The following is a 26573-nucleotide window of genomic DNA, read 5'->3' as shown; positions in this document are numbered from 1 at the left end:
GCCGACTTGCCGGTGCGGCCGCGCAGGTAATAGAGCTTGGCACGACGCACGACGCCGCGGCGGACCACGGTGATGCTGTCGATGTTGGGCGAGTAGAGCGGGAACACGCGCTCCACGCCTTCGCCGAACGAGATCTTGCGAACGGTGAAGTTCGAGCCGAGGCCGCGGTTCGAACGCGCGATGCACACGCCTTCGTAGGCCTGAACACGGGTGCGCTCACCTTCGACGACGCGCACGCCGACGCGCAGCGTATCGCCAGCGCGGAAATCGGGGATGGTCTTCTTCGCCTTGAATTCGGCGATGGCTTCAGCTTCGAGCTGCTGAATGATGTTCATGACTCAATCGTCCTGCACTTCACGCTGCGCGCCAGAGGCAGACTGGACCCGAACGCCGGTGTGGCGCTCCCAAAGGTCCGGCCTGCGTGACCGGGTATCGTCTTCAGACCGGCGTTTCCGCCATGAAGCGATTTTCGCATGATCCCCCGATCGCAGCACTTCAGGGATCGTGCGCCCTTCCCATTCCTGGGGTCGGGTATAGTGCGGATACTCGAGGAGACCGTTCTCGAACGACTCTTCTGACCCACTGGAAGGCGCGCCCATTACGCCGGGAAGCAGCCGAATGCAAGCATCGAGGAGCATGAGCGCGGCAGGTTCGCCTCCGGAGAGCACGATATCGCCGACGGAAACTTCCTCGACGCCCCGCCCTTCGAAGATCCGCTCGTCGAAACCCTCGAACCGGCCGCACAGGAGGATGACGCCGGGCCCCTCCGCGAGTTCGCGCACGCGGGCCTGCGTGAGCGACTTGCCGCGCGGGGTGAGCGCGATGACGGGGCGGTCCGCGCCCCCTTCCCGCGCATGGTCGATGGCCTTGGCCAGCACATCGACGCGCAGCACCATGCCCGCGCCGCCGCCTGCCGGGGTATCGTCCACGGTGCGATGCTTGTCCGCCGCAAAGTCGCGGATCTGGACGGTATCGATCGCCCATTTGCCCTCCGCCATGGCGCGGCCTGCAAGGCTGACGCCGAGGGGGCCGGGGAACATCTCCGGGTAGAGCGTGAGGACAGTCGCGTGGAAGGTCATCTGAATGTGTCTGCCTTTTCGCTGGCCGCCACGCGGCCGCGGCCCGCAAGTGCCAGCCCGGCCCAGCCCATGGCAAGGCCAAGGCCAAGGAAAAGTGCAGCCGCCGAAAGCCCCATGAGGCCGAAGCCGATCGCCATCCCGCAGGCATCGGTGCCGCACCGACTGGCAGGCGTGAGCAGCGTCGAGACAACCAGATACAGCGAGGGGATCGTGATCAGAGCCGGAAACGGCAGAGCGACCGACCAGAGAATCCGCCGGCGTCCCCAGTCCGTCCGCCAGCGGCAAAGGCAAAAGCCGAACAGCAGGGGCAGGATCAGGCCGAACAGGAGCAGCGGAAGGATCATCACACCGTCCAGTTCTCGACCTTGAGCCCCGGCACATCGGCGAAGTGCTTCACGTTGCTTGTCACCAGCACCAGCCCCAGCGCCAGCGCGTGGGCGGCGATCAGGCGGTCGAAGCTCTTGCGGTTCACCCCGATGGCTTTGGCGATGCGGGCGTATTCACGCGCAGCCGCCGTATCGTAATCGTGGCAGCGAACCACGCTGATGAAGCGGTCGATGCGCTGGGCATCAGCCACGGGGTCCTGGGATTCACGCGCGCCGACAAGCAATTCCGAGGCCGTGATCGAGGAGATCGCGAGGCCCTTGCGAAAGCTCTCCTCGACCCGGCGACGCGCGGCCGCGCTGCGGCCATCGACATAGTCGATGCAGATGTTGGTATCGAGAAGGTACATCAGGCAGCTGTGCTGACCGTGGGCTTGTCCCAGTCGCGGTCATCCTGCTCGATGTCCCCGCGCCCATCCTTCATGAAGCCCGGTGACATGCTGCCATAGAGCGACAGCAGCACCTGCAGCGCATCCTCCTGCTTCCAGAAGCTGAAGGTGCCATCTTCGTGCGGCACGACGACGACTTCATCGCCTTCGGCGAAGCCCCAGCCCTTTGGCAGGCGCAGCGCCACGGAATTGCCCGACTTGAAGACTTTGGCGACGAATTCTTCGCTCATGGCACGCTCCGTATATACATCGAGTATATACACAATGTTCGATGGATTCAATCCTTCCCCTCGAACGCAAACCCCAACGATTGCAGCGTGATCGGCTTGGTCGGCGCGAGGAGGACAGTACCTTCGATCCGGCCCTTCTCGCATTTCCACGCGAACGTGCCGCTCATCGCGCCTTCTGCCGTGATAGACGCGGCCGTGTCGCAGGCTCCGGACTTGGCTTTCGTCTCCGCCAGCACCTTGGCCCAGTTCGCAGCCGTGCGGTCCATCGGGAAGTTCATCGAGACGCGGCCTTGCAGCGCGTCGATGGTGCCGGCGGCCCAGACGGTCTGCGCGGCGGTGTAGAAGCTCGCGAGTTCGGGCGAGACGGGTTCCGCCCGCTTCACCAGCACGCCCTTCGCGGTGAGCAGCGCGGCAATGTCCCACACCGGCTGGCTGGGGCCAGCGTAAGTGCGGTTGGTGAGCGCAAAGAGCGCAGCGCCGTATTCGGGCAGGACCATCACGTGGCTGCCATAGCCCGGATAGCCGCCGCCGTGGGCGAGCACCGTGCCGTAATCGCAATCGGTGATCACGCGCCAGCCCAGGCCATAGGCGATTGCGCCGGGGCACTGCTTGTCGCCATCAGTCGCATAGCGGTGGAACACGTTGGCATTGTTCGCGCCGCGCATGATCTGGCGGACGGTGGCCCGCTTGGCGGGGCCTGCGTCCTCCCCATCGCGCGGGGGCCAGGCGGAGGTGATGAAGCCGAGCCACTTGGCATAGTCGTTGGCGCTGACCTCGAGGCCGCCCATCGCATTGAACGCGCCGTCCTTCATCGTGGGCTCCTCGGCCCACGCGTCGTTTTCCCAGCGGTAGCCGATGGCACGCGTGTCCTTCGGGTGGGCGAGCACATCGAAGCCACTGACGGTCATGCCCAGCGGGGTGAGCACGCGCTGCTCGACGAACGTTCGGTAGGGCGCCTTCGTGATATTGGCGATCACCCGGCCGAGGATCGCGTAGCCCAGGTTGGCATATTCGTGGCGCATCTCGGGCGCGCGGGTGAAAGGTACGCCGGCCTTGAGCAGCGCGGTGAACGCCGTCTGCGAAAGGACCTGCTGCCGGTCACCCCAGGGATCATCAGTCACGAAGCCGGCGCTGTGGGTGAGCAGATCGCGAACCGTGATGCGCGGGGAATCGCTGGTGGGATAGGTCCAGCCGCGCATCTCGGGGACATAGCGATCCGCCGGATCATCGAGCGCCAGCCGCCCCTCGTCACGCAGCTTGAGGATCGATAGGGCCGTGAAGGCCTTGGTCATCGAGGCGATGCGGAACAGCGTATCGGGCGTGACCGGGCGCTTGGCGGCAAGGTCCTGCACGCCCTCGCCCTTCACGTAGGCAAGGCGGCCGTCCTGCACCAAGCCGAAGACCATGCCGGGGATGTGGTTCTCGGCCATCCACTTCGTCAGGATCGCGTTGATCTCGGTGTCGAAGGCTGCGGGATTGGTGGCAGCAGCGGCGGTCTGGGCGCTCTGGGCGAATACCGGTATCGGCGCTGCGATGGCCAGTGCCGCCAGAAGATTTGCCTTGAACCGCATTGCGTGCCTCCCACCATGTGAGAGCAGGTTGGCAGCATTTGTTCGTCATGGCGAGAGGCCAGACAAAGCAGCCCTCAGCTGCCGCAGCCGCCGCAGCCTCCACCGCCGCAGCCCCCACTTCCGCCGCTGCAGCCGCCGCTGCTGGAGGTGTCGCCGCCGCCTCCGGCGCTGCGCATGCGGTGGAAGTCGGAGAGATACGCGCCGATAAGCACACTGGTGCCGAACAGCGCGACGGCGAGCGGGGCCTCGTCGGTGGGCGCGGCGCGGCGCAGGCGGGCGGCTTCGGAGCGGGCGTCAGCGAGGGCAACCTTCCCGGCGCGGGTTTGGCGATCCAACACGGCAAAGCGCAGCACGGCCACAATTGCCGTGACGATGAGCAGCGCGGTGAGGATGCCGACAGGCCGGTCGCGCATCGTGCCCACGATCCACTTGGCCATACCGAAGAGGAACAGGAGCGCCAGCGGGGCGGTCTGGAGCAGGCGCATCTGCTGCCGGGTGGCGGCATCCATCAGCAGCCCGCGCTGCGCAAGCTTGTGCTCGGCATTCTCGGCAGGCCCCGCGACAGCGAGCAGCATGTCGCCCCAGCGCATCGGCGAGCCGAGCGCAACCACGCGGCGTTCGGCCAAAGTGCGCCCGCCGTTGCGGTCCCGGATCTGCAGCCTGCCGTCGCTTTGCACGCTGACCGCACCGACGGACAGCAGCCGGACCGCGACGGTCTCGGCATAGCGTTCGCGGCCACCGGCGAGCAGCGCGAGTTCGTCCTCGTCTGTCGGACGACACGGGCGGCCTTCGGGGCGCAAGTACCGCGGGATGACGAAACTTGCGATCAGCGCGATCACGGCGAGTTCGCAATAGAGGATCAGGAATTCAGGGCCGTGCAAATCGAACGGGCCAAGGCCTGTCATAGCAGACTCCACAAGGCATAGGTCAGAGCTGCGAGCAGCCCGCCGCCGAGAAGCCAGCGGTAAGGCAGGATCAGCACCTCACGGGGGTGAACGCGCCGCGCCTTGGGATCAATCAGCAGGCGGCGGCGCGCATCGGGCCAGATATCCTCGGGTGCGGGGCCGAAGGCGGCCTCGTAGCTGCGCAGGGTCTGGGCGTACTGTTCGAAGAAGCGTTCACCTTCCGCCCGCCCGCCCTTGGTGGGGCCGTGATGCAGCGCGCGGCCGAGCACCTCGGGGCAGAGCCGCTCCCAGTAATCGCGCGTGTAGGTGAGGTGCAGGTGCCAGGCCTGATCGACCGCATCGGAGGGGGTGACGGGGTGGGTGGCCGTGCCGGCAAGGTAGAGGAAGCGGCGGTATTCCTCGAACACGCGCGCGGCATGCTTTGCGGTCCAGCCGTTCTCGCGGGCGAGGCGCTGCGTGAAGGAAAGGTCGGCATCGACTGGCCCGACCTCGTACGTCGAAAGGGCCTGCCACAGCGGACTTGCTGTTGCCGTGCATGACGAAGCGAAAGGCGCGTTCATCTGAGGCAGGGTATACTGCTGTGCTGTTACCGGTTTGTTACCGGCGGCGCGATCCAGACTTCGGGCGGTGCCACGCCCCGCGCGCGTTCGGCGGCCATTTCCGCGAGCAGCCATTCGCGGAAGCGCTCGATCTTGCGGACCCCGGAGCGGCCTTCCGGACGGACGAACCACAGCGAAAAGGGCGGCAGGAAGACTTGCGGGAACGGCTGCACGAGCGTGCCTGCAGCAAGTTCGTCGCGCCAGAACAGCGGAGTCATCAGGGCAGCGCCGAAGCCAGCACCGGCGAGGCGAGCTTCTTCCATCTGGCTGTCGAAGGCGATGCCGGCGGGCGGCGCCGCATCGGGCATCTCGACCCCGGCAACCGCGAACCAGCTTGGCCACCACGGATCTTCGGGCGCAAGGCGCTGGACGCGAAGCAGGTCTGCAGGTTCGCGGATATCGTGTTCAGCGATGAAGCCGGGCGAACAGATCGGCGAGACGTGATAGCGTATCAGGAATTCGGCCGTGACGCCGGGCCACGGCCCCACGCCGGAGCGGATGGCGACGTCGATACCGTCACGCGCGAAATCGGTGATGCGGCCGGTCGTGGCGAGGCGCAGGGCCAGATCGGGCATCGCGACCTGGAAGCGTCCGATCCGCGCGCTCAGCCAGGTGCCGCCGAACGAGGGGATCGTGCTGATCGCAAGGACGCCGCTGTCGTCCGCGCTGAGATTGGCAAAGGCCGTGGCGATATCGGAGAGCGCGGCGGAGACGGCGGGCGCAAGCCGGCGCCCGGCCTCCGACAGGCGCACCCGGCCCTTCTCGCGCAGGAACAGCGGCCGGCCGACCCGGTCTTCCAATTGGCGGACCTGATAGCTGACCGCAGCCTGCGTCATCCCCAACTCTTCCGCAGCGCGGCTGAAGTTCTCCAGCCTTGCGGCGGCTTCGAACACGCGGACGGCGGACAGGGGCGGCAGATCAGGCATCAGGCGATGATAAGGCCACCTTATACGACATGCCAGAGCTTTTGTTGGCCGCACGGCCCGCCGGCAGGCACAATGCAGCCATCAGCAAAGGAGATGCGTGATGATGGATGAAGTCTGGAGCCGTGGTTGGGCCGAAGCCCACAAGGCAGCCTTGCAGGCACGCGAGGATCTGGTGCGCGAGGGCCGCCCGGTGCCGAGCCTGTGGGACGAACTGCGCATGCTGGTGCGCGATCTGATCACGCCGCCAGCGAAGCAGCACGCCGAAACGCCGTGCTGCGATCCCTCGACGTGTCAGTCGGCGGCGTAAGCCGCTTCGATCACAAGCCGTTCGCCGTTCCATTCGGGCACGGCTTCAGCGCGCATCGGCACCATGAAGCGTTTGCGAGGTTTGCCTTCTTCGGCAGGCCGCTCGATCTCGAGCACATCGCCCGCGCCGAAATTCTCGACCGCGATGCAGGTGCCCAGCACCTCGCCCTCGGTCGAGACGGCGGGCAGACCGATCAGATCGGTATAATAGTATTCGCCTTCCGCCAGCGGCGGGAGGCTGGCGCGCGGCACTGTCAGCACGGTGCCGCGCAGCTTTTCAGCAGCAGTGCGGTCAGCCACCTCGGCAAAGCGGGCGATGGCGCCACCCTTGCCGTCATCACGCAGCTTGGTGAGCGTGAGGGCGCCGTCGTTGAACAGTCGGTGGGCCTTGAGGCTTTCCACCCCTTCCCCGAACAGCTTGAGCCGCACTTCGCCGCCCACGCCATGCGCGCCGCTGATCGCAGCGAGCGTGACGGGGCGGCCGTGCATTTCAGCTTAGCCTTCGGCCTGCTCGGCAGCAGCTTCCTCAGCGGGAGCTTCTTCAGCAGCCGGGGCTTCTTCTGCTGCCGGGGCAGCAGCAGCGGCGGCAGCGGCTTCTTCGGCCTCGCGCTTGGCTTCTTCAGCCTCGGCGATCTTGGCCGCACGCTCTTCAGCGCGCTCCTTGGCCTTCTTGCCCGGCTCACCCTTCGCAGGGTTCACGGTGGGGGTGCGCTCCTTGATGCCGGCCTTGTCGAGCATGCGGGCAACGCGGTCGGTCGGCTGCGCGCCGACGCCGAGCCAGTAGCGCACGCGGTCTTCGACGAGACGGACGCGGTTGGCATCATCCTTGGCGAGGAGCGGGTTGTAGGTGCCGACCTGCTCGAGGTAGGCGCCGTCGCGGGGCGAGCGGCTGTTGGCGACCACGACCTTGTAGTAGGGGCGCTTCTTCGAGCCACCGCGCGAGAGACGAAGGGAAACCGACATACTTCAAACCTTTCCGACAAAAACTGAAACTGAAACTGAACTTGAAATCATTTCTTCCTGAGCAGATCGCCGAGGTTGGCGGGCATATTGCCACCACCCAAACCGGGGAGACCGGGCATGCCGCCCATCCCTGCGCCCATGCCGCCACCAGGCAGCTGGCCGGGGCCGGCATCACCGCCACCACCGAGACCGCCCATTCCGCCACCGCCGAACATCGCAGCGAGGCCCTTGAGCCCGCCCATCTTGCGAATCTGCTTCATGGCTTTCGCCATTTCCATGTGCATCTTGATAAGCTTGTTGACGTCCTGCACCTGCGTGCCGGAGCCTTTCGCGACGCGGATCTTGCGCTTGGCGTTCAAGAGCTCGGGCCGCTCGCGCTCCTTGGGCGTCATCGAGCCGATGATCGCGTCCATGTGCAGCAGCACGCGGTCGTCCATGCCCGAGTTGGCCATGGCCTGCTTGGCCTTCTTCATGCCGGGCATCAGGCCCGCCAACACGCCGAGCCCGCCCATGCGCTGCATCTGCTGCAGCTGGGTGCGCAGGTCGTTCATGTCGAACTGGCCCTTGGCCATGCGCTGCGCGAGCTTCTCGGCCTCGTCCGCCTTGACCGTGGCGGCCGCCTTTTCGACGATCGAGACGATATCGCCCATGCCGAGGATGCGGCCGGCAACGCGTTCGGGATTGAACTGCTCGATCGCATCGAGCTTTTCACCGGTCGCCGCGAACTTGATCGGCTTGCCGGTGACGGCGCGCATCGAGAGCGCTGCACCGCCGCGCGCATCGCCGTCCATGCGGGTCAGCACGACGCCGGTAAGATCAACTTCGCCCGCGAAGTTCTGCGCGACGTTGACCGCGTCCTGACCGGTGAGAGAATCGACGACCAGCAGCGTTTCACGCGGGGCCGAGACTTCGGCGACCGCCTTCATCTCGTCCATCAGCGCCTGATCGACGTGTAGGCGGCCCGCAGTATCGAGCATCAGCACGTCGACCGCCTGCAGCTTCGCGGCATTGATCGCGCGGCGGGCGATCTCGACAGGCGACTGGCCCGGAACGATCGGGAGCGTCGCAACACCGGCCTGCTCGCCCAGCACCGCAAGCTGTTCCTGCGCCGCCGGACGATTGACGTCGAGCGAGGCCATCAGGACCTTCTTGCCCTGCTTTTCCTTGAGCAGCTTGCCGATCTTGGCGGTCGTCGTCGTCTTGCCCGAGCCCTGAAGGCCGACCATCATGATGACGACAGGCGGCGTGGCCGCGAGATCGAGATCGGCCGTTTCCGAACCCAGCATCTCGACCAGCGCGTCGTTGACGATCTTGACGACCTGCTGGCCGGGGGTGACCGACTTCAGCACCTGCTGGCCGGTCGCTTCCTCGGTCACCTTGTCGATGAAGCGGCGGACGACGGGGAGCGCGACGTCGGCTTCGAGGAGCGCGATGCGCACCTCGCGCATGGCAGCCTGGACGTCTTCCTCGCGCAGCGCGCCGCGGCCGCGCAGGCGATCGAACACGCCTCCAAGCCGGTCTGACAGACTATCGAACACGCTTTGCGCTCCTTTTCCCGGTGATCCCGTGCATAACGCGAAAAACGCCGGTGGGCGAAACCTCGCCGACCAGCGTATGGCGCATCCACGGAAACCGGGACAAACTACCTTGAAAAGGGGGCCGGAGCCACCTCTTGCTGCCGCGCGCTTACGCGAGTTGCGGCTGCGGCGCAAGTCCCCCGCCGCGGCTGCGGCAGAGTGCCCCGCCGCGGCTGCGGTGCAAGTCTCCCGCTGCGGCTTCGGGAAACAGCGTTGGCAGGGCGAACTTAACCAAAACTTCAGCCCCGTTAGCTAATGATCCGGATCGGACCCGAAAGGAATGGGCAAGCCGATCATGGCCGACGATGGGCAGCACAGGACCGATGCGGCGGGCGAGAAAGTCCCGCTGAAGCGCGCCGAGCGGGATCTTGTCGCGCTGGGCATCCTTGTCGCCGCCATTTTCCTGTTCATCGGCACCGGTTCGACCGTCCTTACCGGCATTGCCCGCAGCTGGATCTACGGGGTCGGCAGCCCGGACGTACTGCTGACCAACGCGCTCATCCTCAATATCGCGCTGCTGATCTTCGGCTGGCGCCGCTATGCCGAACTGCAGACCGAAATCACGCAGCGCCGCAAGGCCGAGGAGAATGCAACCCGTCTCGCCTGCACCGATGCGCTGACCGGCTGCCTCAATCGCCGCAGCCTTGACGATGCGATCGCCAAGCTTGTCGACGACGCTGCGCAAAACGGCGACGAGGTCGCGGTGCTGATGATCGACCTCGACAAGTTCAAGCGCTCGAACGACCTGCTGGGCCACAAGGCGGGCGATGCCGTACTTGTCGAAACGGCCCGGCGCATCGAGACACAGATGCCCGCGCGCTCCATCGTGGCGCGGCTGGGCGGGGACGAATTCATCTGCGCGGCGATCTTCACGCCGGGCGGAGAAAGCGCGATCGAACGCCTCGCGGTGCGGATCAACGACGCGCTCGCAGAGCCCATCTTCTCGGGTGTGCTGCGCGCCGAAGTGACCGCCTCGATCGGGATCGCGGTGGGCTCGAGCGGGGCGGTGCACAGCGCGGCCCATGTCGCGCAGGATCTGCTCCACCGCGCCGATCTTGCCATGTATCAGGCCAAGCGCCGCGGACGGAACCGCTTTGCGTGGTTCGAGCCGAGCATGGAAAAGGAGCTGCGCTTCCGCAGCGAGCTTGAGCAGGGCATCCGCGACGGACTGAAGCGCGGCGAGTTCGTGCCCTATTACGAGAAGCAGATCGACCTCGAGACTGGCGAGATCACCGGCTTCGAGATGCTGGCTCGCTGGCTTTCCCCGCGCCACGGCATCGTGAGCCCGGACGTCTTCATTCCGGTCGCCGAAGAGATCGGCCTCATCGCGGACCTTTCCGAAGCCCTGATCACACTTGCCCTGACCGACGCGCGGGCGTGGGACCCGCGCCTCACGCTCTCGGTCAATATCTCGCCGGTGCAGCTGCGCGATCCCTGGTTTGCACAGCGGCTGCTCAAGATGCTGGTCGCTGCCAATTTCCCGCCGACCCGGCTCGAGATCGAGATCACCGAAACCTGCCTGCACGAGAACATCGCGGTGGTGCGCTCGCTGATCACCAGTCTCAAGAACCAGGGCATCCGCATCAGCCTCGACGACTTCGGCACCGGTTACTCGAGCCTCGCGCAGCTGCGCACACTTCCGTTCGACCGGATCAAGATCGACCGCAGCTTCGTTTCCACTCTGGCGCGCAGCGCGGACAGCGCCTCGATCGTCGAGGCGATCTCCTCGCTGGGCCGCGGGATGGCGCTGCCGATCACGGCGGAAGGGATCGAGAGCACCGAAGTGCTGAGTGCGCTGCGCCGATTCGGCAAGTTCAAGGGTCAGGGCTACCTCTATGGCCAGCCGGCTTCGGCCGCAGAAGTGCGGCGCAATCTGGCCGAGCAAGGGCTTCTCATCGGCCCGCTACCGGACAGCGCGGCCCCTGAGATACCGAGCACCCGCATCGCCTGAGACCGTTGCGCCGTGCCGCGCGCGCGCCTAGACGGGCGGCATGTCTGTCGCATTCCGCAAGATGCATGGCCTCGGCAACGATTTCATCGTGATCGACGCGCGTGACGTGCCTGTGGCGATGTCGCATGCACGTGCTGCGGCGCTGGCCGAGCGGCGCACCGGGATCGGCTGCGACCAGCTGATCGTGCTGGAGCCTTCGCAAGCGGCTGATGTGCGCATGCGCATCTTCAATGCCGATGGCAGCGAAGTGGAGGCCTGCGGCAATGCCACGCGCGCGGTCGGAATGCTGCTGGGAGGCGAACAGCGGATCGAGACTTTGGGCGGGATGCTCGCCTCGAGCGCGACCGGCAGCGGCGTTTCCGTCGACATGGGCCCAGCGCGCTTCGGCTGGGACGAAATCCCGCTCGCCTACGCGATGGATACGCTGGCGATGCCGGTCGGCTGGGAGGACCTCGAAACCCCGGCGGCGGTCAACGTCGGCAATCCGCATGTGGTGTTCTTCGTGCCCGATGCCGATACCATCGATCTCGCGCGGCTGGGTCCGGTGATAGAGACCGATCCGCTGTTTCCCGAGAAGGTCAACGTCGGCGTCGCTTCGGTGCTCGGACCCAGTCATATCAAGCTGCGCGTGTGGGAACGCGGCGTGGGGCTGACGCGGGCCTGCGGCACTGGCGCCTGCGCGGCGGCGGTGCTCGCATTGCGGCGGCGGCTGGTAACGGGTCCGGTGCAGGTGGACCTGCCCGGGGGGCCGCTGGAGATCGCCTGGGCCGAAGGCGGCACGATCCTGATGACGGGGCCGGCGTCCTTCAGCTTTGCCGGCACCTTCGACGAGGATGATTTCCCACTGTGAGCGAAGCCGTTGTGACGCTCGGCTGCCGGCTCAATCTTGCCGAAAGCGAGACGATCCGCGGGATGGTCGCGGGCTCTTCGCAGCGCACGGTCGTGGTCAATTCCTGCGCGGTGACGGCCGAAGCGGTGCGCCAATCACGCCGCGCGGTGCGGCGGCTGCGCGCGGCGAACCCCGATGCACGGCTGCTGGTGACCGGCTGCGCGGCGACGATTGCGCCCGAGGACTTCACCGCGATGCCCGAAGTCGACGGCGTGGTGCCCAATGCGGCAAAGCTCGAAGCGGCGGCGTGGCAGGCGCCCCCTGCCCCCCTGCCCGCACCAAGCGCTCGCCATACCCGCGCTTTCGTGCCGGTGCAGACGGGCTGCGATCATGCATGCACCTTCTGCATCATCCCTGCTGGGCGCGGCAGAAGCGCGTCCCAGCCCATTGCCGAAGTGCTGCGCACGGTCGAGGGCCACCTCACAGGCGGCGCGCGCGAAGTCGTCCTGACCGGGGTGGACGTCACCGGCTGGGGTGCGGACCTGCCGGGTGCGCCGAAACTGGGCGATCTGGTCGCCGCGATCCTTGCCGCGTTTCCCGCCCTCCCCCGCCTCCGGCTCTCCTCGCTCGACGGGGTGGAGATCGACGGTCTGCTGTTCGAGCTGATCACCGGCGAGGCGCGGATCATGCCGCATGTCCACCTCTCGCTGCAGGCAGGGCACGACCTCACCCTCAAGCGCATGAAGCGCCGCCACACCCGCGCCGAGGCGGTTGCGCTCAGCGAGCGACTGCGCAAGGCACGCCCGCAGATTGCCATCGGCGCAGACCTGATTGCGGGCTTCCCGACCGAAGACGACGCCATGCATGCGGCCAATGTGGGCATCGTCGCGGACTGCGGGATCGTCCACGGCCATGTCTTCCCCTATTCGCCCCGCCCCGGCACGCCCGCCGCGCGCATGCCGCAAGTGCCGCCGCCTGTGGTGCGGACACGTGCCGCCGAAGTGCGCGCCGCCGTTGCCGCCACGCGCACGTGCTGGCTGGAGGGGCTGATCGGCTTCCCGCGCGAAGTGCTTGCCGAGCGCGACGGAACCGGCCATTCCCCCGAATTCGCCCCCTACCGCTTGCCCGAAGGCACGGCTGCGGGGGAGATCGTGCTGCTGACACCGACCCGTATCCGCGAAGGCCTGCTGGAATGACCCCCGAGACAAGCGCAACCACGAGCGAGAGCGGCTGGACAGATCGCCTGCTCGGGGGCCTGCGCAAGACATCCGAACGCCTGACCGAGAACCTCGCTGGTCTCGCCGGCGGCAACCGCCTCACCGACGCGCAACTCGACGACCTCGAGGACGCGCTGATCCTCTCCGACCTTGGCCCGCGCGCTGCATCGCGGATCCGCGCCAAGCTCGCCTCGACGCGCTTCGAGAAGGGCGTGGACGAGGCCGCGCTCGCCGAAGCGGTGGCGGGGGAGATCGCGGCGATCCTGCGGCCCGTGGCCAAGCCGCTCGAAATCGTCGCCTTCCCGCGCCCGCAGGTGATCCTTGTCATCGGCGTCAACGGTTCGGGCAAGACGACGACCATCGCAAAGCTTGCGCACCTGTTTCAGGAGCAGGACTATTCGGTGATGCTGGCAGCAGGCGATACCTTCCGGGCCGCCGCCATCGGCCAGCTGCGCGTCTGGGCAGACCGGCTCGGGATCGAGATCGTCTCGGGCGCGGAAGGCGGCGATCCGGCTTCGATCGTGTTCGATGCGGTAAAGGCCGCGACCGACAAGGGCATCGACGCGCTGATCGTCGATACTGCCGGGCGCCTCCAGAACAAGCGCGAGCTGATGGATGAGCTCGCGAAAGTGCGCCGTGTGCTTGGCAGGCTCAATCCCGAAGCGCCGCACGATGTGGTGCTCGTGCTCGATGCGACAAACGGACAGAACGCGCTCCAGCAGATCGAGACGTTCAAGGAAGTGGCGGGCGTTTCCGGCCTCATCATGACCAAGCTCGACGGCACCGCGCGCGGCGGCGTGCTGGTGGCGGCGGCAGAGCAATACGGCCTCCCCATCCACGCCATCGGCGTGGGCGAGAAGATCGACGATCTGCGGCCCTTCGATCCGGATCTCGTGGCGCGGGTGATTGCGGGAGTGCTGCGGTGAACGAGCCGACCGCGAAGCCCAAGCCCAAGTCCTCGTGGGTGAACCTCCTCGTCGATTACGGCCCGCTGCTGGTATTCTTCCTTGCCTATCGCTGGTTCAGCCCGAAGGACGCGGGCAGCGAAAGCCTGGGCGCGGTGGTGGCGGTGACCAAGTCCACCATGGCGTTCATGGTCGCAACGGTGGTGGCGCTGGTGATCTCGAAGTGGCGGCTCGGCCATATCTCGCCGATGCTCTGGCTTTCCACGATCCTCATCGTCGGCTTCGGCTCGCTCACGGTGTTCCTCGGCGATCCGGTATGGATCCAGATCAAGCCGACTGCGATCTACCTGCTGTTTGCCGGCGTGCTGTTCGGCGGCCTGTTTCGCGGCAAGGCCATGCTGCGCACCTTGCTGCAAAGCGCGTTCGACGGGCTTTCCGATGAAGGCTGGCTCAAGCTTTCGCGCAACTGGGCCTGGTTCTTCCTGTTCCTTGCCGGCCTCAATGAAGTGCTGCGCCACACAATGTCGTTCGACACCTGGCTGCTGGTCAAGCTGTGGGGCGTGAGCGCTCTCTCGTTCCTGTTTACCTTCGCACAGATCCCGATGCTGCTGCGCCACGGACTTGGCGAAGAAGCAGCGGCAGAGGTCGAACAGAACCCGCCTAACGGTTAACGCTTGGCACCAAAATACAATGACAAACGGGCCAAAACCCGCATATGAACCACGTCGGACCGGCTGGGTGGCCGGACAGCCATCAAAAGACCATCTCTTCGGGGGAAACATAAATGGCAAAGTTCTTTGGAAATCTGCACCTCGTGCTCGCCGTCGGCCTGGCCGCCGCGATCGGGGTCATGATCGCGTTCCACGCCAGCGCGCCGGTTGACAGCAACTCGGTGTTCCGCTGGGCACACGCGTTCTTCGGCATCCTGTGGATCGGCCTGCTCTACTACCTGAACTTCGTGCAGGTGCCGACCATGCCCAAGATCCCTGCCGAGCAGAAGGGTGCGATCACCGGGCACATCGCGCCCAAGGTGTTCTTCTTCTTCCGCTATGGCGCGCTGCTCACGCTGATCACCGGCCTCGCGATCTCGATCGTCGATGGCTACGGCCACGAGGCGCTGACCTTCAGCGGCGAAGGCAACGTCAAGCTGATCGGCGTCGGCATGTGGCTCGCCATCATCATGGCTTTCAACGTGTGGTTCATCATCTGGCCGGCGCAGAAGAAGATCCTCGGCATCGTCGAGGCGACCGCAGAGGAGAAGGCCGCTGCCGCTCCCCGCGCACTCTTCGCCAGCCGCACCAACCTGCTGCTCTCGCTGCCGATGCTCTACTGCATGGTGAGCGCGAATCTCGGTTGATTGACTGCTGTTTAGCGCCCACAACGGCGCGGCGTCCCCAAGCGGACGCCGCGCCGTTTGCGTTTGTGGGGGGGACCCGCGCGCACCGGACGAAAGTCCACGCCAGAAAGGTATTCCCCAACCATGCGTACAGTCACTCTCGCAGCTTTTGCCGCCGCCCTTGCGCTCTCCGCCTGTTCGGAAAAGACCAAGGAGAACGCCGCCGAGACCGCCACTTCGGCCGGTGAAGACATTTCGACCGCCGCGACCGACACGAGCGAGGCAGCCAGCACGGATGCCGCAGCGGCCGGCGCAAAGGCCGATGCCGCGCTGGACCGGGCGAAGGAAGCCGCGGACCGGATGGGCGATCGGATCAAGCAGGGCGCGGACGAGGCCAAGGAGGCCTTGAAGCCCACGCCTTCGCCCACCCCGTCGCCGAAGTGATCTGGCAGAGGGGGGCGTTGGTGCCCCCCGACACCGCCGTCAGATCTTGAGCTGACTGCCGAGTTCGACCACGCGGTTGGTCGGCAGGCGGAAGAATCCCATCGCATCCGCCGCGTTGCGCAGCATCCACGCGAAGAGCATTTCCCGCCACAGCGCCATGCCGGGCACGTCTGCCGGAATCAGCGTCTGGCGCGAGAGGAAGAAGCTCGTGCGCATCATGTCAAACGGCTCGCCGCAGACCGAAACGCCGCTCAGCGCGGCCGGAACGTCGGTCTCCTCCATGAACCCGAAGCGCAGGATCAGGCGGTAGAAGCCCTGCCCGAAGTCCTTGACCACTGCGCGGTCAGCCGGCTCGACCGTAGGCGCGTCGGCGATCTGCACGGTGAGGACGACCACGCGCTCGTGCAGCACCTTGTTGTGCTTGATGTTGTGGAGCAGCGCCGAAGGCACACCCGCCGCTGCCGAGGCCATGAATACCGCCGTGCCCGGCACGCGCGCGGCGCTGGTGTGGGCCGAACGGGTAAACACCTCGAGCGGCAGCGCGCCTTCGGCCATGTTCTGGCGCATCAGTGCGCGGCCACGCGACCAGGTGGTCAGCAGCGTAAAGATCGCCAGGCCCATCAGCAGCGGCACCCAGCCGCCATCGGGGATCTTGGCGAGATTGGCGCCGAGGTAGGTCGCATCGATCGCGAAGAACAGTGCGAGCAGCGGCAGCGCGAAGACCGGCTTCCACCGCCAGAGTTTGAACAACACCACCGCAAGCAGGATGTTGTCGATCAGCATCGCCCCCGTCACCGCGATGCCATAGGCCGCGGTGAGATTGCGCGACCGCTCGAACACCAGCACGAGGAGGATCACCGCGATCATCAGCGCCCAGTTGATCGCCGGGATGTATATCTGGCCAAGGCTGGTCGAGGTGTGGCGGATCGTCATGCGTGGGATGAAACCGAGCTGGATCGCCTGCTGCGTGACGAGGAACGCGCCGGAAATCACTGCCTTCGCCGCGATCACGGCCGCTGTTGTGGCGATCACCAGCAAGGGCCACTCGAAACCCGGGGGCGCCAGCAGATAGAACGGACTGTGGATCGCTGCCGGATCGCGCAGCAGGAGGCCCGCCTGCCCGAGATAATTGAGCACCAGCGCGGGCAACACGAAGACCAGCCACGAGACGCGGATCGGCGAACGGCCGAACTGGCCCATGTCGGCATAAAGCGCCTCGGCGCCTGTCACCGCGAGCACGGCGGTGCCCATCGCAATGAAGCCGTGCCACGGATCGGCCTGGAACATCGCCAGCGCCCATTGTGGTGAAAGCGCCCAGATCACCTGCGGATCGGCGGCGATACTGCGCAGGCCAAGCAGCGAGATCGTGGCAAAGTAGAGCAGCATGAACGGCCCAGCCCAGCGCGAGGCCCAGCTGAGGCGCGTGCCGGTGGTCTGGCTCTTGGTGGCGAACAGGGCGATCACGAGGGCGACCACGATCGGGACGACAAGGCGGTGGAGATCGGGATTGTAGACCGAAATACCCTCGACGGCGCTCATGATCGAGACCGCCGGAGTGAGCATGGAATCGCTGTAGAACAGTGCGGTGGCCAGCACGCCGAGGAGAATGATGCCCTTGCCCCAGCGGCGCCCCGTGGTGTGCTGGTTGATCAGCGCGAGCAGCGCGAGACTGCCGCCAGACCCCTTGTTGTCCGCCCGCATGATGACGGTGACGTACTTCAGGGTCACGATCAGCATCATCGACCAGAACATCAGGCTGACAATGCCGTAGACATGCAGCCGGTCGAGCGGCAGCGGATGGTGGCCCGCGAAGGTATCGCGCAGCGCGTAGAGCGGGCTGGTGCCGATGTCGCCGAAGACGACGCCGATCGCGCCTACGGCGAGGCTGAGACCGCCGACCTGCCGCGCCGCGGACGCGGCTTCAGCCGCGTAAGGGGCGCTCTGCCCTCCGCTTTCCGGTGCAGCGTCAACCACAGCTTCGTTCATTGTCAGCAAGTCCCCGGGCATCGGCCCAAACCACGGCAGGCATAGCACATATGCCCCGAACGGCGGCGCGCTTTAGCACTGCCCCATGGTGCCCGCAATGGGACGTACACGCGTGTCAGTAGCGCCGAAACTCGTGGATAAACGCTTGGTTTCAGGGATTATTGCTGAGCCGGCTTGGCCCCCGGCGCCGCAGCCGGCGGTGCCCCCGTCATGCCGCCCTGCATCTGGGCCTGTTCGGCGATGATCGAGTCGAGCCGCGCCAGACGCGCCTCGAGGTCAGGACGGTAGGGTGCATCGGCGGGCGAACGGACGAGGAGTTCAGCCCACAAGGTGCGCGCTTCGGCCAGACGCCCCGATTGCGCGAGCGCCAGACCCATGAAGAACGGCGGACCGGGATGATCGGGCGCGATGTTGGCGGCCTTCTGGAAAGCGAACTGCGCAGCCGGTGTGATCACGCCATCGGTATGGCCCACGAGCGCATTGCCGAGCGCGACCCACAAGTCGGCATCCTGCGGCGACTTCGCGATGGCCTTGCGCAGGACATCGGACGCGGCGCCATACTGGCCCTGCCGGGTGAGCGCATCAGCGAGGATCAGCCACGACTGGCCCTGTCCAAAAGCCGCGCCCATCTGCTGGCGCTCCTTGATCAAGGTCTGATCGGCAAGCTTCGCGTTCTCGACCGGGGCCTGCGGTGCGCCAGCCTGCCCGGGATGGCCCTGCAATGCATAGCCCGAAATGCCGAAAAGCAGTGCGGCGGCGGTGATCTCCCAGCCGGTGCGCGGCAGCTTGAGCAGGAACGCCATCACGCCCCAGACGACGACGGCAATCAGCAGGATAAAGACCCAGGTCATGCGCCCTTACTCCGGCGGAAACGCCCGCGCAGCAGGAACGCCGCGAGCGCGAGGAACAGCAGCGGGGCGGCAAACAGCGGCCATGTCAGCGGCTTCACTTGCGGCGTATAGCTCACGTAATCGCCATAGCGCTCGATCAGCCACTGGCGGATCGCCTCGGGCTCCTCTCCGGCCGCGATGCGGGTGCGCACCTGATGGCGCATGTCACCGGCCATCGGCGCATCGGAATCGGCGATCGACTGGCTCTGGCACTTGAGGCAGCGCAGCGTTTCCATCAGCGCCTGCGCCTTGCGCTCCTGCGCGGGATCGGCAAGCTGCTTGTAGGCATAGGGCGCGGGCGGCAGCATGTCCTGCGCGGCAAGCGGTGCGGAGAGCGCAATGAGCGCCAAAAGCGCGAGGAGCAGGCCGCGCATCACTGTGCCCCCCCTTCGGCTTCGGCCAGCTTGCGCAGGATCAGCGGAATATCCTCCTGCCGGATATCGCCGATATGCTGATAGCGGATGATCCCCTTGCCATCGACAACGAACGTCTCGGGCACGCCGGAAGAGCCGATGGCGAGCTGAACCTGGCTCAAGTCATCCTTGCCGATCCGCGCGAAGGGATTGCCGTACTGGCCGAGGAAGCGGGCCACGTCCTCCTTGCGGTCGCGAATGGCGACGCCGTCGATCTCGACGCCCTGCTTGGCGAGCGCCGCGAGCTGCGGAGCCTCGACCGCGCAAGGGACGCACCAGCTCGCGAAGACATTGAGCAGCCGCGGCTTGCCGCCTTGCTGGAACTGCGCGGTGGCAAGGCCGGGGCGCTCGTCGGTCGCGGGGGGCAAGTCGAACGCGGGGAGCGGCTTGCCGATGAAGGCGCTCGAAACCTCGCGGTCCGCTGGCCAATAGAGCCCGACGATGACCAGCGCCAGAAAGCCCGCAAACAGGCCGAGCGGCAGCCATACGGCGAGGCCGGGACGCTTGGATTGCTCCGCCGTGCTCATCGGCCCTGCCTTTCACGGCGCCAGGCGATCTTGTCGGTCGCCACGAGGCGCTTCACATCGCGCGCGACGCGTCCCATCAGCGCGAGCAGGCCGCCCAGCGCAACGAGCGCGCCGCCATACCAGATCATCGGCACGAACGGCTTCCACCAGAAACGCATCTGCCAGCGGCCGTCCTCACCCTCTTCGCCGAGCACGGCATAGAGCTGACCGTTCCAGCGCGTCAGCAGCGCACTTTCGGTACGGTTACCCGGCGGATTGGCAAACACGCGCGCCTGCGGATGGAGCACGGTGGCCGCGCCGCCGGCATAGCTTGCCGCCACGGTCGCCTCGAGCGCAGTCCAGTTGGGCCCGGCAACGGGGCCGATATCCTGCAGCGTGACCTTGAACGGGCCGACCTGCTGGCTGTCACCGGGGTTCATCGCTGCAAGCCGCTCGGTCGAGAAGGCGCCCTCGCTCGCCATGCCGAACAGCGCAACGGCAATGCCCAAGTGGCCGATGACCATCCCGTAGGTCGCCAGCGGCGTGCGGCGCAGGTTGCGGCCCACCAGCGGCTGGAGCGAGGCAACCGCAAGCCCCGGCGCGATCGCAAGGCCCAGCGCGGGCAACAGATTGATCGGCGCGAAGAGCAATTCTACCGCGAGCAGCGCGGCCGCCATCACGGCTGCGGGCACCGCGATCTGCCAGGTGATCCGCCCGCCCTTGTCCTCGCGCCAGCGCAGCACCGGACCGACCGCCATGACCAGCATCATCGGAATCGCAAACACGGCGGAAACCGGGTTGAAATACGGCGGGCCGACCGAGACCTTCACGCCCATCGCTTCGGTCAGCAGTGGATAGAGCGTGCCGACAAGGACGATGCCGAGGATGCCGCAGAGCATCACGTTGTTGAACACCAGCGCAGATTCGCGGCTGACCACGGCAAACCGCGCGCCTTCCGTCACCGTGCTGGCGCGCAGCGCAAACAGCAGCAGCGCGCCGCCGATGTAGATTGCCAGCAGCGCAAGAATGAACGAGCCGCGCGTGGGATCGACCGCGAAGGCGTGGACGGAGGTGAGGATGCCCGAGCGCACGAGGAACGTGCCGACCATCGACATCGAGAAGGCGATCACGCCGAGCATCACCGTCCACGTGCGCAGCGCGTTGCGCGCGGCGAGTACGCTGCACGAATGGAGCAGCGCGGTGGCCGCAAGCCAGGGCATCAGCGAGGCGTTCTCGACCGGGTCCCAGAACCACCAGCCGCCCCAGCCGAGCGTGTAATAGGCCCAGTACGAACCAGCCGTGATGCCGAGTGTCAGGAATATCCACGCGCCGAGCACCCAAGGCCGCATCGCGCGGGCAAAGGCAGGGCCGACATCGCGCGTGACGAGCGCGCCGACTGCGAAACTGAACGCGATCGAGAGCCCGACATAGCCGACGTAGAGCGTGGGCGGATGGAACGCGAGGCCGATGTCCTGCAGCAGCGGATTGAGCCCGGCGCCTTCGGGCGCAGGCTCAGGCAGGCGCGTGAAGGGGTTCGAGGCGAGCAGCAGAAAGGCATAGAAGCCGAGGCTGACGAAAGCCTGCCCCGCCAGTGTGGCGATCAGCGTTTCCTCGCGCAGGCGCTTTTCGATGAGCGCGACGAAGCCGCCGGCCATGCTCATGATCGTCACCCACATCAGCATCGAGCCTTCGTGGTTGCCCCAGGTGCCCGCGAGCTTGAAGATGAAGGGCTTGGCCGAATGGCTGTTTTCCGCAACCAGCTTGACCGAGAGATCGGTGTTGAGGAACAGCCAGATCAGCGCCGCGAACGCGCAGGCGACCAGCAGACCCTGCAGCATCGCTACCGGACGCACGACGCCGGCAAGGTGCGCGGTCGCAGGGCGCAGCGCAAGCGCGCCAGCGACAAGCTGCAACACGGCAAGTGCTGCGGCCATCCACAGCATCGCAAGGCCGAGTTCAGCAATCATGGGTGGGCGCTCATTTCGTCTCCGCAATCACGGCCTTGGCCTCGGCCGTGCTCATGTTCTTCATTTCGCGCGGCACATACTTCTCGTCATGCTTGGCAAGCAGATTGTCAGCCACGAATGTGGTGCCCTCCATCCGCCCCTCGGCAACGACGCCCGAGCCTTCGACGAAAAGATCCGGCGTGATCCCGGAGAAACGGACGGGCACGCGGGCTTTGTCGTCCCTGACGATGAAGTTGATCGTGACGCCATCGGCCTGCGTCTTGATCGAGCCCTTCTCGACCATGCCGCCAAGGCGCACCGCGCGGCCCGCCTCGGGCGGTTTCGCCGCAAGTTCGCTCGGCAGATAGAAATAGGCCGCCTGCTTGCTCAGCGCAAAAGCGGCAAGCATCCCCGCGCCGATCAGCGCGACGAGCGCGAGCACGATCAGCACAAGGCGCTGATGCTTGGGCTTGATCATGGAGGACTTGGTGGTGGTGTTCATTTCTCACGCGCCTTATCGCGGCGCTTCTCGGCGCGCTTCATGGCCCAAAGGGTCCAGCCCACAAGGACAAGGGTGCCGATCACGCCGATGGCGAGCGCCGCCATCACGAACTGCCACTGATCGAGCTTTTCGTGCATCGTGTGCTGCTTATGCCATCGCCTTGCGGCGCAGGCGCGCCTCGGTCTGGATATCGGCGAGGAGCATGCGCATGCGCGCCAGCACCAGCCCGCCGAAGATGAGCGTGAACCCCACCGCCGCGAACAGCAGCGGGTAGAGGAAGGCCGCGTCGATCGAAGACTTCCCTGCGGTGATCGAGGGCGGCTGGTGCAGGCTGTTCCACCACACCACCGAACGGTTGATGATCGGGATGTTGACCGCGCCGACAAGGCCGAAGATCGCGGTGACGCGGCTGGCGCCCTCACCTGCAGCGGCATCGCGCTGCGCCGCGCCCGCCAGCGCGATATAGCCGAAATAGAGGAAGAGCAGGATGAGGAAGCTCGTCAACCGGCCATCCCACACCCACCATGTGCCCCAGGTCGGGCGTGCCCAGATCGAGCCGGTGGCGAGGCAGATGGCTGTGAAGGCCGCGCCCGGCACCGCTGCCGCACGCGCCGCGATCCCGGCGAGCGGATGGCGCCACACGAGTTCGACAAGGCTTGCGATCGCGATTGTCGACCAGCCGGCCATGCCGAGCCAGGCCGAAGGCACGTGGATGAAGAGGATGCGCACCGTCTGGCCCATGAGCCGGTCCGGCGGGACCATGAACAGCCCCCACGCCAAGGCGCCGAACGCGAGGATCAGCCCCGGCACCAGCATCAACGGCATCAACCAGCGCGCCATGCGCAGGAAACGGGCAGGATTGGCAAAGCCATGCATGGGCGGGCAGCAACGTCCGTAAAGCTGGCGGTACAGTCGAACCTGTCCGCGCGCCCCACCTCTGCCACCTGCCCGCATGGGGAGCAAGAGATTAGCGCGCCTGAACCTAAGTGCAGGCGGGCCTACTGTCTCAAGATGGGGAGAAATGGGGCGACCGATGGGGTTCGAACCCACGACCTCCGGTACCACAAACCGGCGCTCTAACCAACTGAGCTACGATCGCCACACACGCGCAGCACACCGACGCATCGGCACTGCGGACGCGCGCTTTTGCAGAATGAGCGCGATTTGGGAAGTGGAATCTTGCGGAAGGCAAGCTGCCGCTGCCACGCTATCGCTTCTTCCTTCATCCTTGCGAGCGTAGCGGAGCGGCTGCCGCAAACAAAAAACCCCGGCGGAGGCCATCCGCCGGGGTCTCCTGTTCAAAGCAGTTACGCGATCAGAACTTCGCGCCGACCGAGACGGTGACCGTTGCCGGTGCCGCCCAGCCCTGGAAGAACACGGTGGGCAGCGACTGCGTGCGGTAGGCCTTGTCGGTCAGGTTCTTGCCCGCCACGCGCAGGAAATAGCCCTTGTAGTTGAGCGTGGCCGAGGCATCGAGCAGGCCGTAGCTGGGCTGGATATCGTTCAGCGTGCCGAACGTGCCCAGCGAGAAGCTGTCGATCCACGAGTAGCCAGCCGTCAGCGAGAGCTTAGCATCGGCCGAAAGCTCGCGGATGTAGCTGCCGCGCACGGTGAAGTTGTTGCTCGGCACACGCTGAAGGAGGACACCAGTGAAGTCCGCCGTCGTGCCGGGTGCGCCGGCCTGCGCGCCCGGACCGATCGAGGAAGTCTGGCCGTTGACCTTGCCGTCCTTCACGTTGGCATCCTGGATACCCAGCGTGCCGGACAGCGAGAGGCCCTTCATCGATTCGGTCATCTTGCCGAAATCGAAGTCCAGCTCGAACTCGAGGCCCTTGATCTGGACCTTGGGGAAGCTGACCACATAAGTGTTGGTGCCGGGGCCGTAGCCGGGCGTCACGACCACTTGCGACTGCTGGAAGTCCTTGATGTCGTTGATGAAGCCGGACGCGTTGAAGGTGATCGCCCGGTTCAGGAAGCGAGTCTTGAAGCCGGCCTCGTAGGTCGTGTTGGTCTCGGGCTTGAACGAGAGGAAGTTGTTGCCCGAGCAATCCGGCGGAGCGGCTGCGACACTCTCTGCACTACCGCCACCGCCTCCGGAAACCGGGCCGCAGTTGGTCTGGCCAGGCTGCCGTTCCGAAAGCGTGCCACGGATCGAGAAGCCGCCAGAGCGGAAGCCTTCCGAGCGGTTCACGTAAAGCAGCACGTCGGGCGTTGCCTGCCACTGGATGTTGAAGCGGGTGATCAGCTTCTGCCAGCTGCGGCGATCATTGATCGGCCCCACCAGCGGAATCGTGCCGAGCAGGATGTAGCGGGTGTCAAACCGCTTGGCCTCGAAGATGTTGCGCACGCCGCCGGAGATCTTGATCGTGTCGGTCGGATTGAGGTCCACGTTGCCGAAGAACGACCAGCTGTGGTCCTTCTCCGCCGAGAACTGGTCGATCGCCTTGTTGGTGTTCTGGTGCAGCGTGATCTTGTGATCGTAGTAGAAGGCCCCCACGATGTAATCGACGAGGCCGTTGGCCGCACTGCCCTGAAGGCGCACTTCCTGAGTGAACTGCTTGTAGGTCTGGTCGCGGTTGGTAAGCAGCTGGCTGCCGGTGGCCGCGAGCAGCGGGTTGCCGACGCTGGTGCAGCCCGGCGCGCCCTTGCAGGTGCCGTCGAAGTCCTGGTTCACCGTATCGCCCGAGGACATGTACGAGGTCTGCGATACGAGCTCGCCGATCGGGGTCTTCGCCTTCAGCGCAAGGCTGACGATGTTGGTGTTCAGGCGGTCCTGGTCGGCATCGAGATTGTTGCCGATCTCGCGCGGCTTGAGGCCGTCCGGGCTGCCGGTCTCGGGATTGTACTTGGGCCAGATCGCCGAAGGATTGCCACCCGAGAGGATGTTGGCGGTAAGGATGTTGCCGAACTGCACCGGCGTGCCGCCGCCGGTCTGGTGGATATGGTCGTAGCTGAGATCGGCGTTCAGCCACTCGGCCAGATCATAGTTCAGCTTGACGTTGAACGCGCGGTAATCCGAATTGCCGGCGCGGCGGTTAGTGAAGACGTTGTTGAGAATGCCGTCGATGGTGCGGTACTGGCCGGAGAAGGCAATGCCGCCCCGGTCCCCCAGCGGCACGTTGACCACGCCGCGGCCATAGAACTCGTTGAACGAGCCATAGCCCGCCTCGAGGCTGACGCCCAGCTTGCGCGTCGGCGCGCAGCGGGTCAGGTTGATCAGACCCGCCGTGGTGTTCTTGCCGTAGAAGATGCCCTGCGGTCCGCGGTCGACCTCGACCGAGCAGACGTTGAACATGTCGAGCAGCTGGCCGGTGTTGTTGCCGAAGAACACGCCGTCCTGGATCACGCCGACCGGCGGGCTCTGGGTCTTTTCCACGTCGGCATAGCCCTGCCCGCGGATGAAGATGGCGCTCTGCCCCGGGGCGGCCGTGCCGCTGCCGATGAACACGTTGGGCGCCGAACCCTGGATATCCAGCAGCGAACGCGGTGCGAGCAGCGCAATGTCCTCGACCGTGAGCGCGGTAAGTGCGACGCCGACCTTCTGCTTGTCAGACGCCTGGCGCGTCGCGGTCACGATGATCACATCCTTGCCGGTTTCCTCTGCTGCGCTGCCGCCCTGATCTGCGGCATCGGCAGCTTCGGCCGCATGGGCCGGCATGGCCAGGGATACTGCAACCGCCGCGAGCGACGACCAGCCAAGAACGCGCGTGTACCGCATGCCTTTCTCCTCTCATCCAATGGGCGGCCGGGGCCCGCGGTTTGCGCCCGCAGTGCGAAGTCCCGGCTTCAGACAAAAGGTTTGGCAGCGGCTGGTCTTGCGACAACCGCCAAAAATGAGAGGTTTGTGGCGAATTCACCGCACGGATGTATTCACGCACCAGTACCGTTGGTTAGTCGCGGTGCCGAATTGCCAATCTATTGGTCGTCGATTGCCGCACCGTCCTCGATGGCCGAGCGCAGGACCGGCAGCGCGGCAAGCACGGTTTCAAGATCGGTCGGGGCAAGCCGGTCGCGGAAGCGGGCCTCATGCGCGGCGATCCGGCGCCATGCCTCGGCGGCCTGTGCCGCGCCCTTGTCGGTGACCCTGAGCGCGAGGCTGCGGCCATCGACGCGGGTGCGCGCGACAAGCCCACGCTCGATCAGCCGGGCAATGATAGGCACCATATTGGCCCGCTTGATCGCAATCGCCTCGCCCACTTCGCTCTGCGAGCAATCGGGGTTCTCGGCGATGACCAGCAGCGTGGTGATCTCCGCCGGGCGCATGTCGAAATCGGAAAGGGTGCGAACAAAATCGGCCATCAGCACCGCAGTCGCGCGGCGCATCTGATAACCAAGCAATTTGTCGAGGGCGTTAGTCAGGACTGCCATGCACGCTGTTTCACCTCGCCGTGCCGTGATGGCAAGGGCCGCAGAGAGGGGATTTCACGAAAAAGGGCGACCAAAGCCGCCCTTTCCTGCACCAGAACTACGCTGGCACTCACTTCTTGAGCGTGAGACCACCGAAGCGCTTGTTGAACTGCGCGACGCGGCCGCCCTGATCGAGCTGGCGGGTGCCGCCGGTCCAAGCCGGGTGCGAAAGCGGATCGATTTCGAGCGCCATGGTGTCGCCTTCCTTGCCCCAGGTCGAGCGGGTCTCGAACACGGTGCCGTCGGTCATCTGCACCTTGATCATGTGGTAATCGGGGTGGGTATTGGCTTTCATGGGTCTCGCTCCACTAGG

General features: G+C 65.9%; 31 protein-coding genes and 1 tRNA gene. 8 read left to right on the top strand and 24 right to left on the bottom strand.

Annotated features, from left to right (window positions below; genetic code table 11):
* From rplS to Q0082_RS05755, 9 genes are all read right to left on the bottom strand, one after another.
* Window positions 1–335: 50S ribosomal protein L19 (gene rplS, locus Q0082_RS05795; RefSeq protein ID WP_298190791.1), on the bottom strand; the 335-nt coding region annotated here is incomplete at its 3' end.
* A gap of 3 nt (window positions 336–338) precedes the next feature.
* Window positions 339–1079, bottom strand: coding sequence for a tRNA (guanosine(37)-N1)-methyltransferase TrmD (trmD, locus tag Q0082_RS05790; RefSeq protein WP_298190788.1), 741 nt, complete (start codon window positions 1077–1079; stop codon window positions 339–341).
* The gene (locus tag Q0082_RS05785; protein WP_298190786.1) at window positions 1076–1423 is read right to left on the bottom strand and encodes a hypothetical protein; all 348 of its coding nucleotides are present in this window, start codon (window positions 1421–1423) and stop codon (window positions 1076–1078) included. Before Q0082_RS05785 ends, trmD begins: the two co-directional genes overlap by 4 nt.
* Entirely contained in the window at window positions 1423–1812 is a 390-nt protein-coding gene (locus Q0082_RS05780) for a type II toxin-antitoxin system VapC family toxin (RefSeq protein WP_298190785.1), read from the bottom strand. Before Q0082_RS05780 ends, Q0082_RS05785 begins: the two co-directional genes overlap by 1 nt.
* Complete coding sequence (locus Q0082_RS05775; RefSeq protein WP_298190784.1) at window positions 1812–2081, bottom strand: AbrB/MazE/SpoVT family DNA-binding domain-containing protein; 270 nt, start codon at window positions 2079–2081, stop codon at window positions 1812–1814. Before Q0082_RS05775 ends, Q0082_RS05780 begins: the two co-directional genes overlap by 1 nt.
* A gap of 47 nt (window positions 2082–2128) precedes the next feature.
* Window positions 2129–3652, bottom strand: a complete 1524-nt coding sequence (locus Q0082_RS05770) for a serine hydrolase domain-containing protein (RefSeq protein ID WP_298190783.1) — start codon at window positions 3650–3652, stop codon at window positions 2129–2131.
* A 74-nt stretch (window positions 3653–3726) separates the two neighbouring features.
* A complete protein-coding gene (locus Q0082_RS05765) occupies window positions 3727–4557 on the bottom strand; it encodes a TIGR04222 domain-containing membrane protein (RefSeq protein WP_298190782.1) in 831 nt (276 codons plus the stop codon).
* Entirely contained in the window at window positions 4554–5117 is a 564-nt protein-coding gene (locus Q0082_RS05760; RefSeq protein ID WP_298190781.1) for a hypothetical protein, read from the bottom strand. Before Q0082_RS05760 ends, Q0082_RS05765 begins: the two co-directional genes overlap by 4 nt.
* A gap of 26 nt (window positions 5118–5143) precedes the next feature.
* Window positions 5144–6082, bottom strand: coding sequence for a LysR substrate-binding domain-containing protein (locus tag Q0082_RS05755; protein WP_298190780.1), 939 nt, complete (start codon window positions 6080–6082; stop codon window positions 5144–5146).
* A 100-nt stretch (window positions 6083–6182) separates the two neighbouring features.
* Here Q0082_RS05755 and Q0082_RS05750 point away from each other — a divergent pair, with 100 nt between their 5' ends.
* Window positions 6183–6389 (top strand): hypothetical protein, encoded by a 207-nt coding sequence (locus Q0082_RS05750; RefSeq protein ID WP_298190778.1) that lies wholly within the window; start codon window positions 6183–6185, stop codon window positions 6387–6389.
* Here Q0082_RS05750 and rimM read toward each other — a convergent pair.
* Genes rimM through ffh form a run of 3 tightly spaced genes read right to left on the bottom strand, consistent with a single transcriptional unit; the run spans window position 6374 to window position 8889 of the window.
* Window positions 6374–6877: a ribosome maturation factor RimM gene (gene rimM / locus Q0082_RS05745; protein WP_298190776.1), complete on the bottom strand. Its 504-nt coding sequence runs from the start codon at window positions 6875–6877 to the stop codon at window positions 6374–6376. The two genes, Q0082_RS05750 and rimM, sit on opposite strands and share 16 nt — an antisense overlap.
* Before the next feature lie 6 nt (window positions 6878–6883).
* A complete protein-coding gene (rpsP, locus tag Q0082_RS05740) occupies window positions 6884–7351 on the bottom strand; it encodes a 30S ribosomal protein S16 (RefSeq protein WP_298190774.1) in 468 nt (155 codons plus the stop codon).
* A 47-nt stretch (window positions 7352–7398) separates the two neighbouring features.
* Complete coding sequence (gene ffh / locus Q0082_RS05735) at window positions 7399–8889, bottom strand: signal recognition particle protein (RefSeq protein WP_298190772.1); 1491 nt, start codon at window positions 8887–8889, stop codon at window positions 7399–7401.
* Window positions 8890–9208: 319 nt separating this feature from the next.
* On the opposite strand from ffh, the gene Q0082_RS05730 reads away from it, so the two are divergent.
* From Q0082_RS05730 to Q0082_RS05700, 7 genes are all read left to right on the top strand, one after another.
* Complete coding sequence (locus Q0082_RS05730) at window positions 9209–10879, top strand: EAL domain-containing protein (RefSeq protein WP_298190770.1); 1671 nt, start codon at window positions 9209–9211, stop codon at window positions 10877–10879.
* 40 nt (window positions 10880–10919) lie between these two features.
* The gene (gene dapF / locus Q0082_RS05725) at window positions 10920–11729 is read left to right on the top strand and encodes a diaminopimelate epimerase (RefSeq protein ID WP_298190768.1); all 810 of its coding nucleotides are present in this window, start codon (window positions 10920–10922) and stop codon (window positions 11727–11729) included.
* The gene (locus tag Q0082_RS05720; RefSeq protein ID WP_298190767.1) at window positions 11726–12904 is read left to right on the top strand and encodes a MiaB/RimO family radical SAM methylthiotransferase; all 1179 of its coding nucleotides are present in this window, start codon (window positions 11726–11728) and stop codon (window positions 12902–12904) included. The genes dapF and Q0082_RS05720 overlap by 4 nt, the downstream gene beginning before the upstream one ends.
* The gene (ftsY, locus tag Q0082_RS05715; protein WP_298190766.1) at window positions 12901–13851 is read left to right on the top strand and encodes a signal recognition particle-docking protein FtsY; all 951 of its coding nucleotides are present in this window, start codon (window positions 12901–12903) and stop codon (window positions 13849–13851) included. Before Q0082_RS05720 ends, ftsY begins: the two co-directional genes overlap by 4 nt.
* The gene (locus tag Q0082_RS05710; RefSeq protein ID WP_298190764.1) at window positions 13848–14501 is read left to right on the top strand and encodes an inner membrane-spanning protein YciB; all 654 of its coding nucleotides are present in this window, start codon (window positions 13848–13850) and stop codon (window positions 14499–14501) included. The genes ftsY and Q0082_RS05710 overlap by 4 nt, the downstream gene beginning before the upstream one ends.
* A 113-nt stretch (window positions 14502–14614) precedes the next feature.
* Window positions 14615–15187 carry a urate hydroxylase PuuD gene (locus tag Q0082_RS05705; RefSeq protein ID WP_298190763.1) on the top strand — a complete coding sequence of 191 codons (573 nt, stop codon included), beginning with the start codon at window positions 14615–14617 and terminating at the stop codon, window positions 15185–15187.
* Between the two features lie 123 nt (window positions 15188–15310).
* Complete coding sequence (locus Q0082_RS05700; protein WP_298190762.1) at window positions 15311–15610, top strand: hypothetical protein; 300 nt, start codon at window positions 15311–15313, stop codon at window positions 15608–15610.
* A 39-nt stretch (window positions 15611–15649) separates the two neighbouring features.
* Here Q0082_RS05700 and Q0082_RS05695 read toward each other — a convergent pair whose 3' ends face one another.
* The 12 genes from Q0082_RS05695 to rpmE all read right to left on the bottom strand — a co-directional run bounded on the left by Q0082_RS05695 (window position 15650) and on the right by rpmE (window position 26555).
* Window positions 15650–17596 carry a KUP/HAK/KT family potassium transporter gene (locus Q0082_RS05695; RefSeq protein WP_298190761.1) on the bottom strand — a complete coding sequence of 649 codons (1947 nt, stop codon included), beginning with the start codon at window positions 17594–17596 and terminating at the stop codon, window positions 15650–15652.
* Window positions 17597–17754: 158 nt separating this feature from the next.
* Window positions 17755–18447, bottom strand: coding sequence for a tetratricopeptide repeat protein (locus tag Q0082_RS05690; RefSeq protein ID WP_298190760.1), 693 nt, complete (start codon window positions 18445–18447; stop codon window positions 17755–17757).
* Window positions 18444–18860 (bottom strand): cytochrome c-type biogenesis protein, encoded by a 417-nt coding sequence (locus tag Q0082_RS05685; RefSeq protein WP_298190758.1) that lies wholly within the window; start codon window positions 18858–18860, stop codon window positions 18444–18446. Before Q0082_RS05685 ends, Q0082_RS05690 begins: the two co-directional genes overlap by 4 nt.
* Window positions 18860–19426, bottom strand: coding sequence for a DsbE family thiol:disulfide interchange protein (locus Q0082_RS05680; RefSeq protein WP_298190756.1), 567 nt, complete (start codon window positions 19424–19426; stop codon window positions 18860–18862). Before Q0082_RS05680 ends, Q0082_RS05685 begins: the two co-directional genes overlap by 1 nt.
* On the bottom strand, window positions 19423–21372 hold the full coding sequence (locus tag Q0082_RS05675) for a heme lyase CcmF/NrfE family subunit (protein ID WP_298190755.1): 1950 nt from the start codon (window positions 21370–21372) through the stop codon (window positions 19423–19425). Before Q0082_RS05675 ends, Q0082_RS05680 begins: the two co-directional genes overlap by 4 nt.
* Window positions 21373–21382: 10 nt before the next feature.
* Window positions 21383–21853 carry a cytochrome c maturation protein CcmE gene (ccmE, locus tag Q0082_RS05670; protein WP_298190754.1) on the bottom strand — a complete coding sequence of 157 codons (471 nt, stop codon included), beginning with the start codon at window positions 21851–21853 and terminating at the stop codon, window positions 21383–21385.
* Complete coding sequence (locus Q0082_RS05665) at window positions 21850–21990, bottom strand: hypothetical protein (RefSeq protein WP_298190752.1); 141 nt, start codon at window positions 21988–21990, stop codon at window positions 21850–21852. The genes ccmE and Q0082_RS05665 overlap by 4 nt, the downstream gene beginning before the upstream one ends.
* Window positions 21991–22000: 10 nt before the next feature.
* On the bottom strand, window positions 22001–22729 hold the full coding sequence (ccmC, locus tag Q0082_RS05660) for a heme ABC transporter permease CcmC (RefSeq protein ID WP_298190750.1): 729 nt from the start codon (window positions 22727–22729) through the stop codon (window positions 22001–22003).
* Between the two features lie 146 nt (window positions 22730–22875).
* Window positions 22876–22952: transfer RNA gene (locus Q0082_RS05655), tRNA-His, on the bottom strand.
* A 216-nt stretch (window positions 22953–23168) separates the two neighbouring features.
* Window positions 23169–25571, bottom strand: coding sequence for a TonB-dependent receptor (locus Q0082_RS05650; protein ID WP_298190749.1), 2403 nt, complete (start codon window positions 25569–25571; stop codon window positions 23169–23171).
* Window positions 25572–25768: 197 nt separating this feature from the next.
* On the bottom strand, window positions 25769–26221 hold the full coding sequence (locus tag Q0082_RS05645) for a MarR family transcriptional regulator (protein ID WP_298190748.1): 453 nt from the start codon (window positions 26219–26221) through the stop codon (window positions 25769–25771).
* 109 nt (window positions 26222–26330) lie between these two features.
* A complete protein-coding gene (gene rpmE / locus Q0082_RS05640; protein ID WP_054123190.1) occupies window positions 26331–26555 on the bottom strand; it encodes a 50S ribosomal protein L31 in 225 nt (74 codons plus the stop codon).
* Window positions 26556–26573 lie beyond the last annotated feature (18 nt).

This window comes from Novosphingobium sp., assembly GCF_027489515.1.
Taxonomy (GTDB): Bacteria; Pseudomonadota; Alphaproteobacteria; order Sphingomonadales; family Sphingomonadaceae; genus Novosphingobium.
Note: the sequence above shows the minus strand (reverse complement) of the source record. Positions and strands in the feature narration are given on the sequence as shown.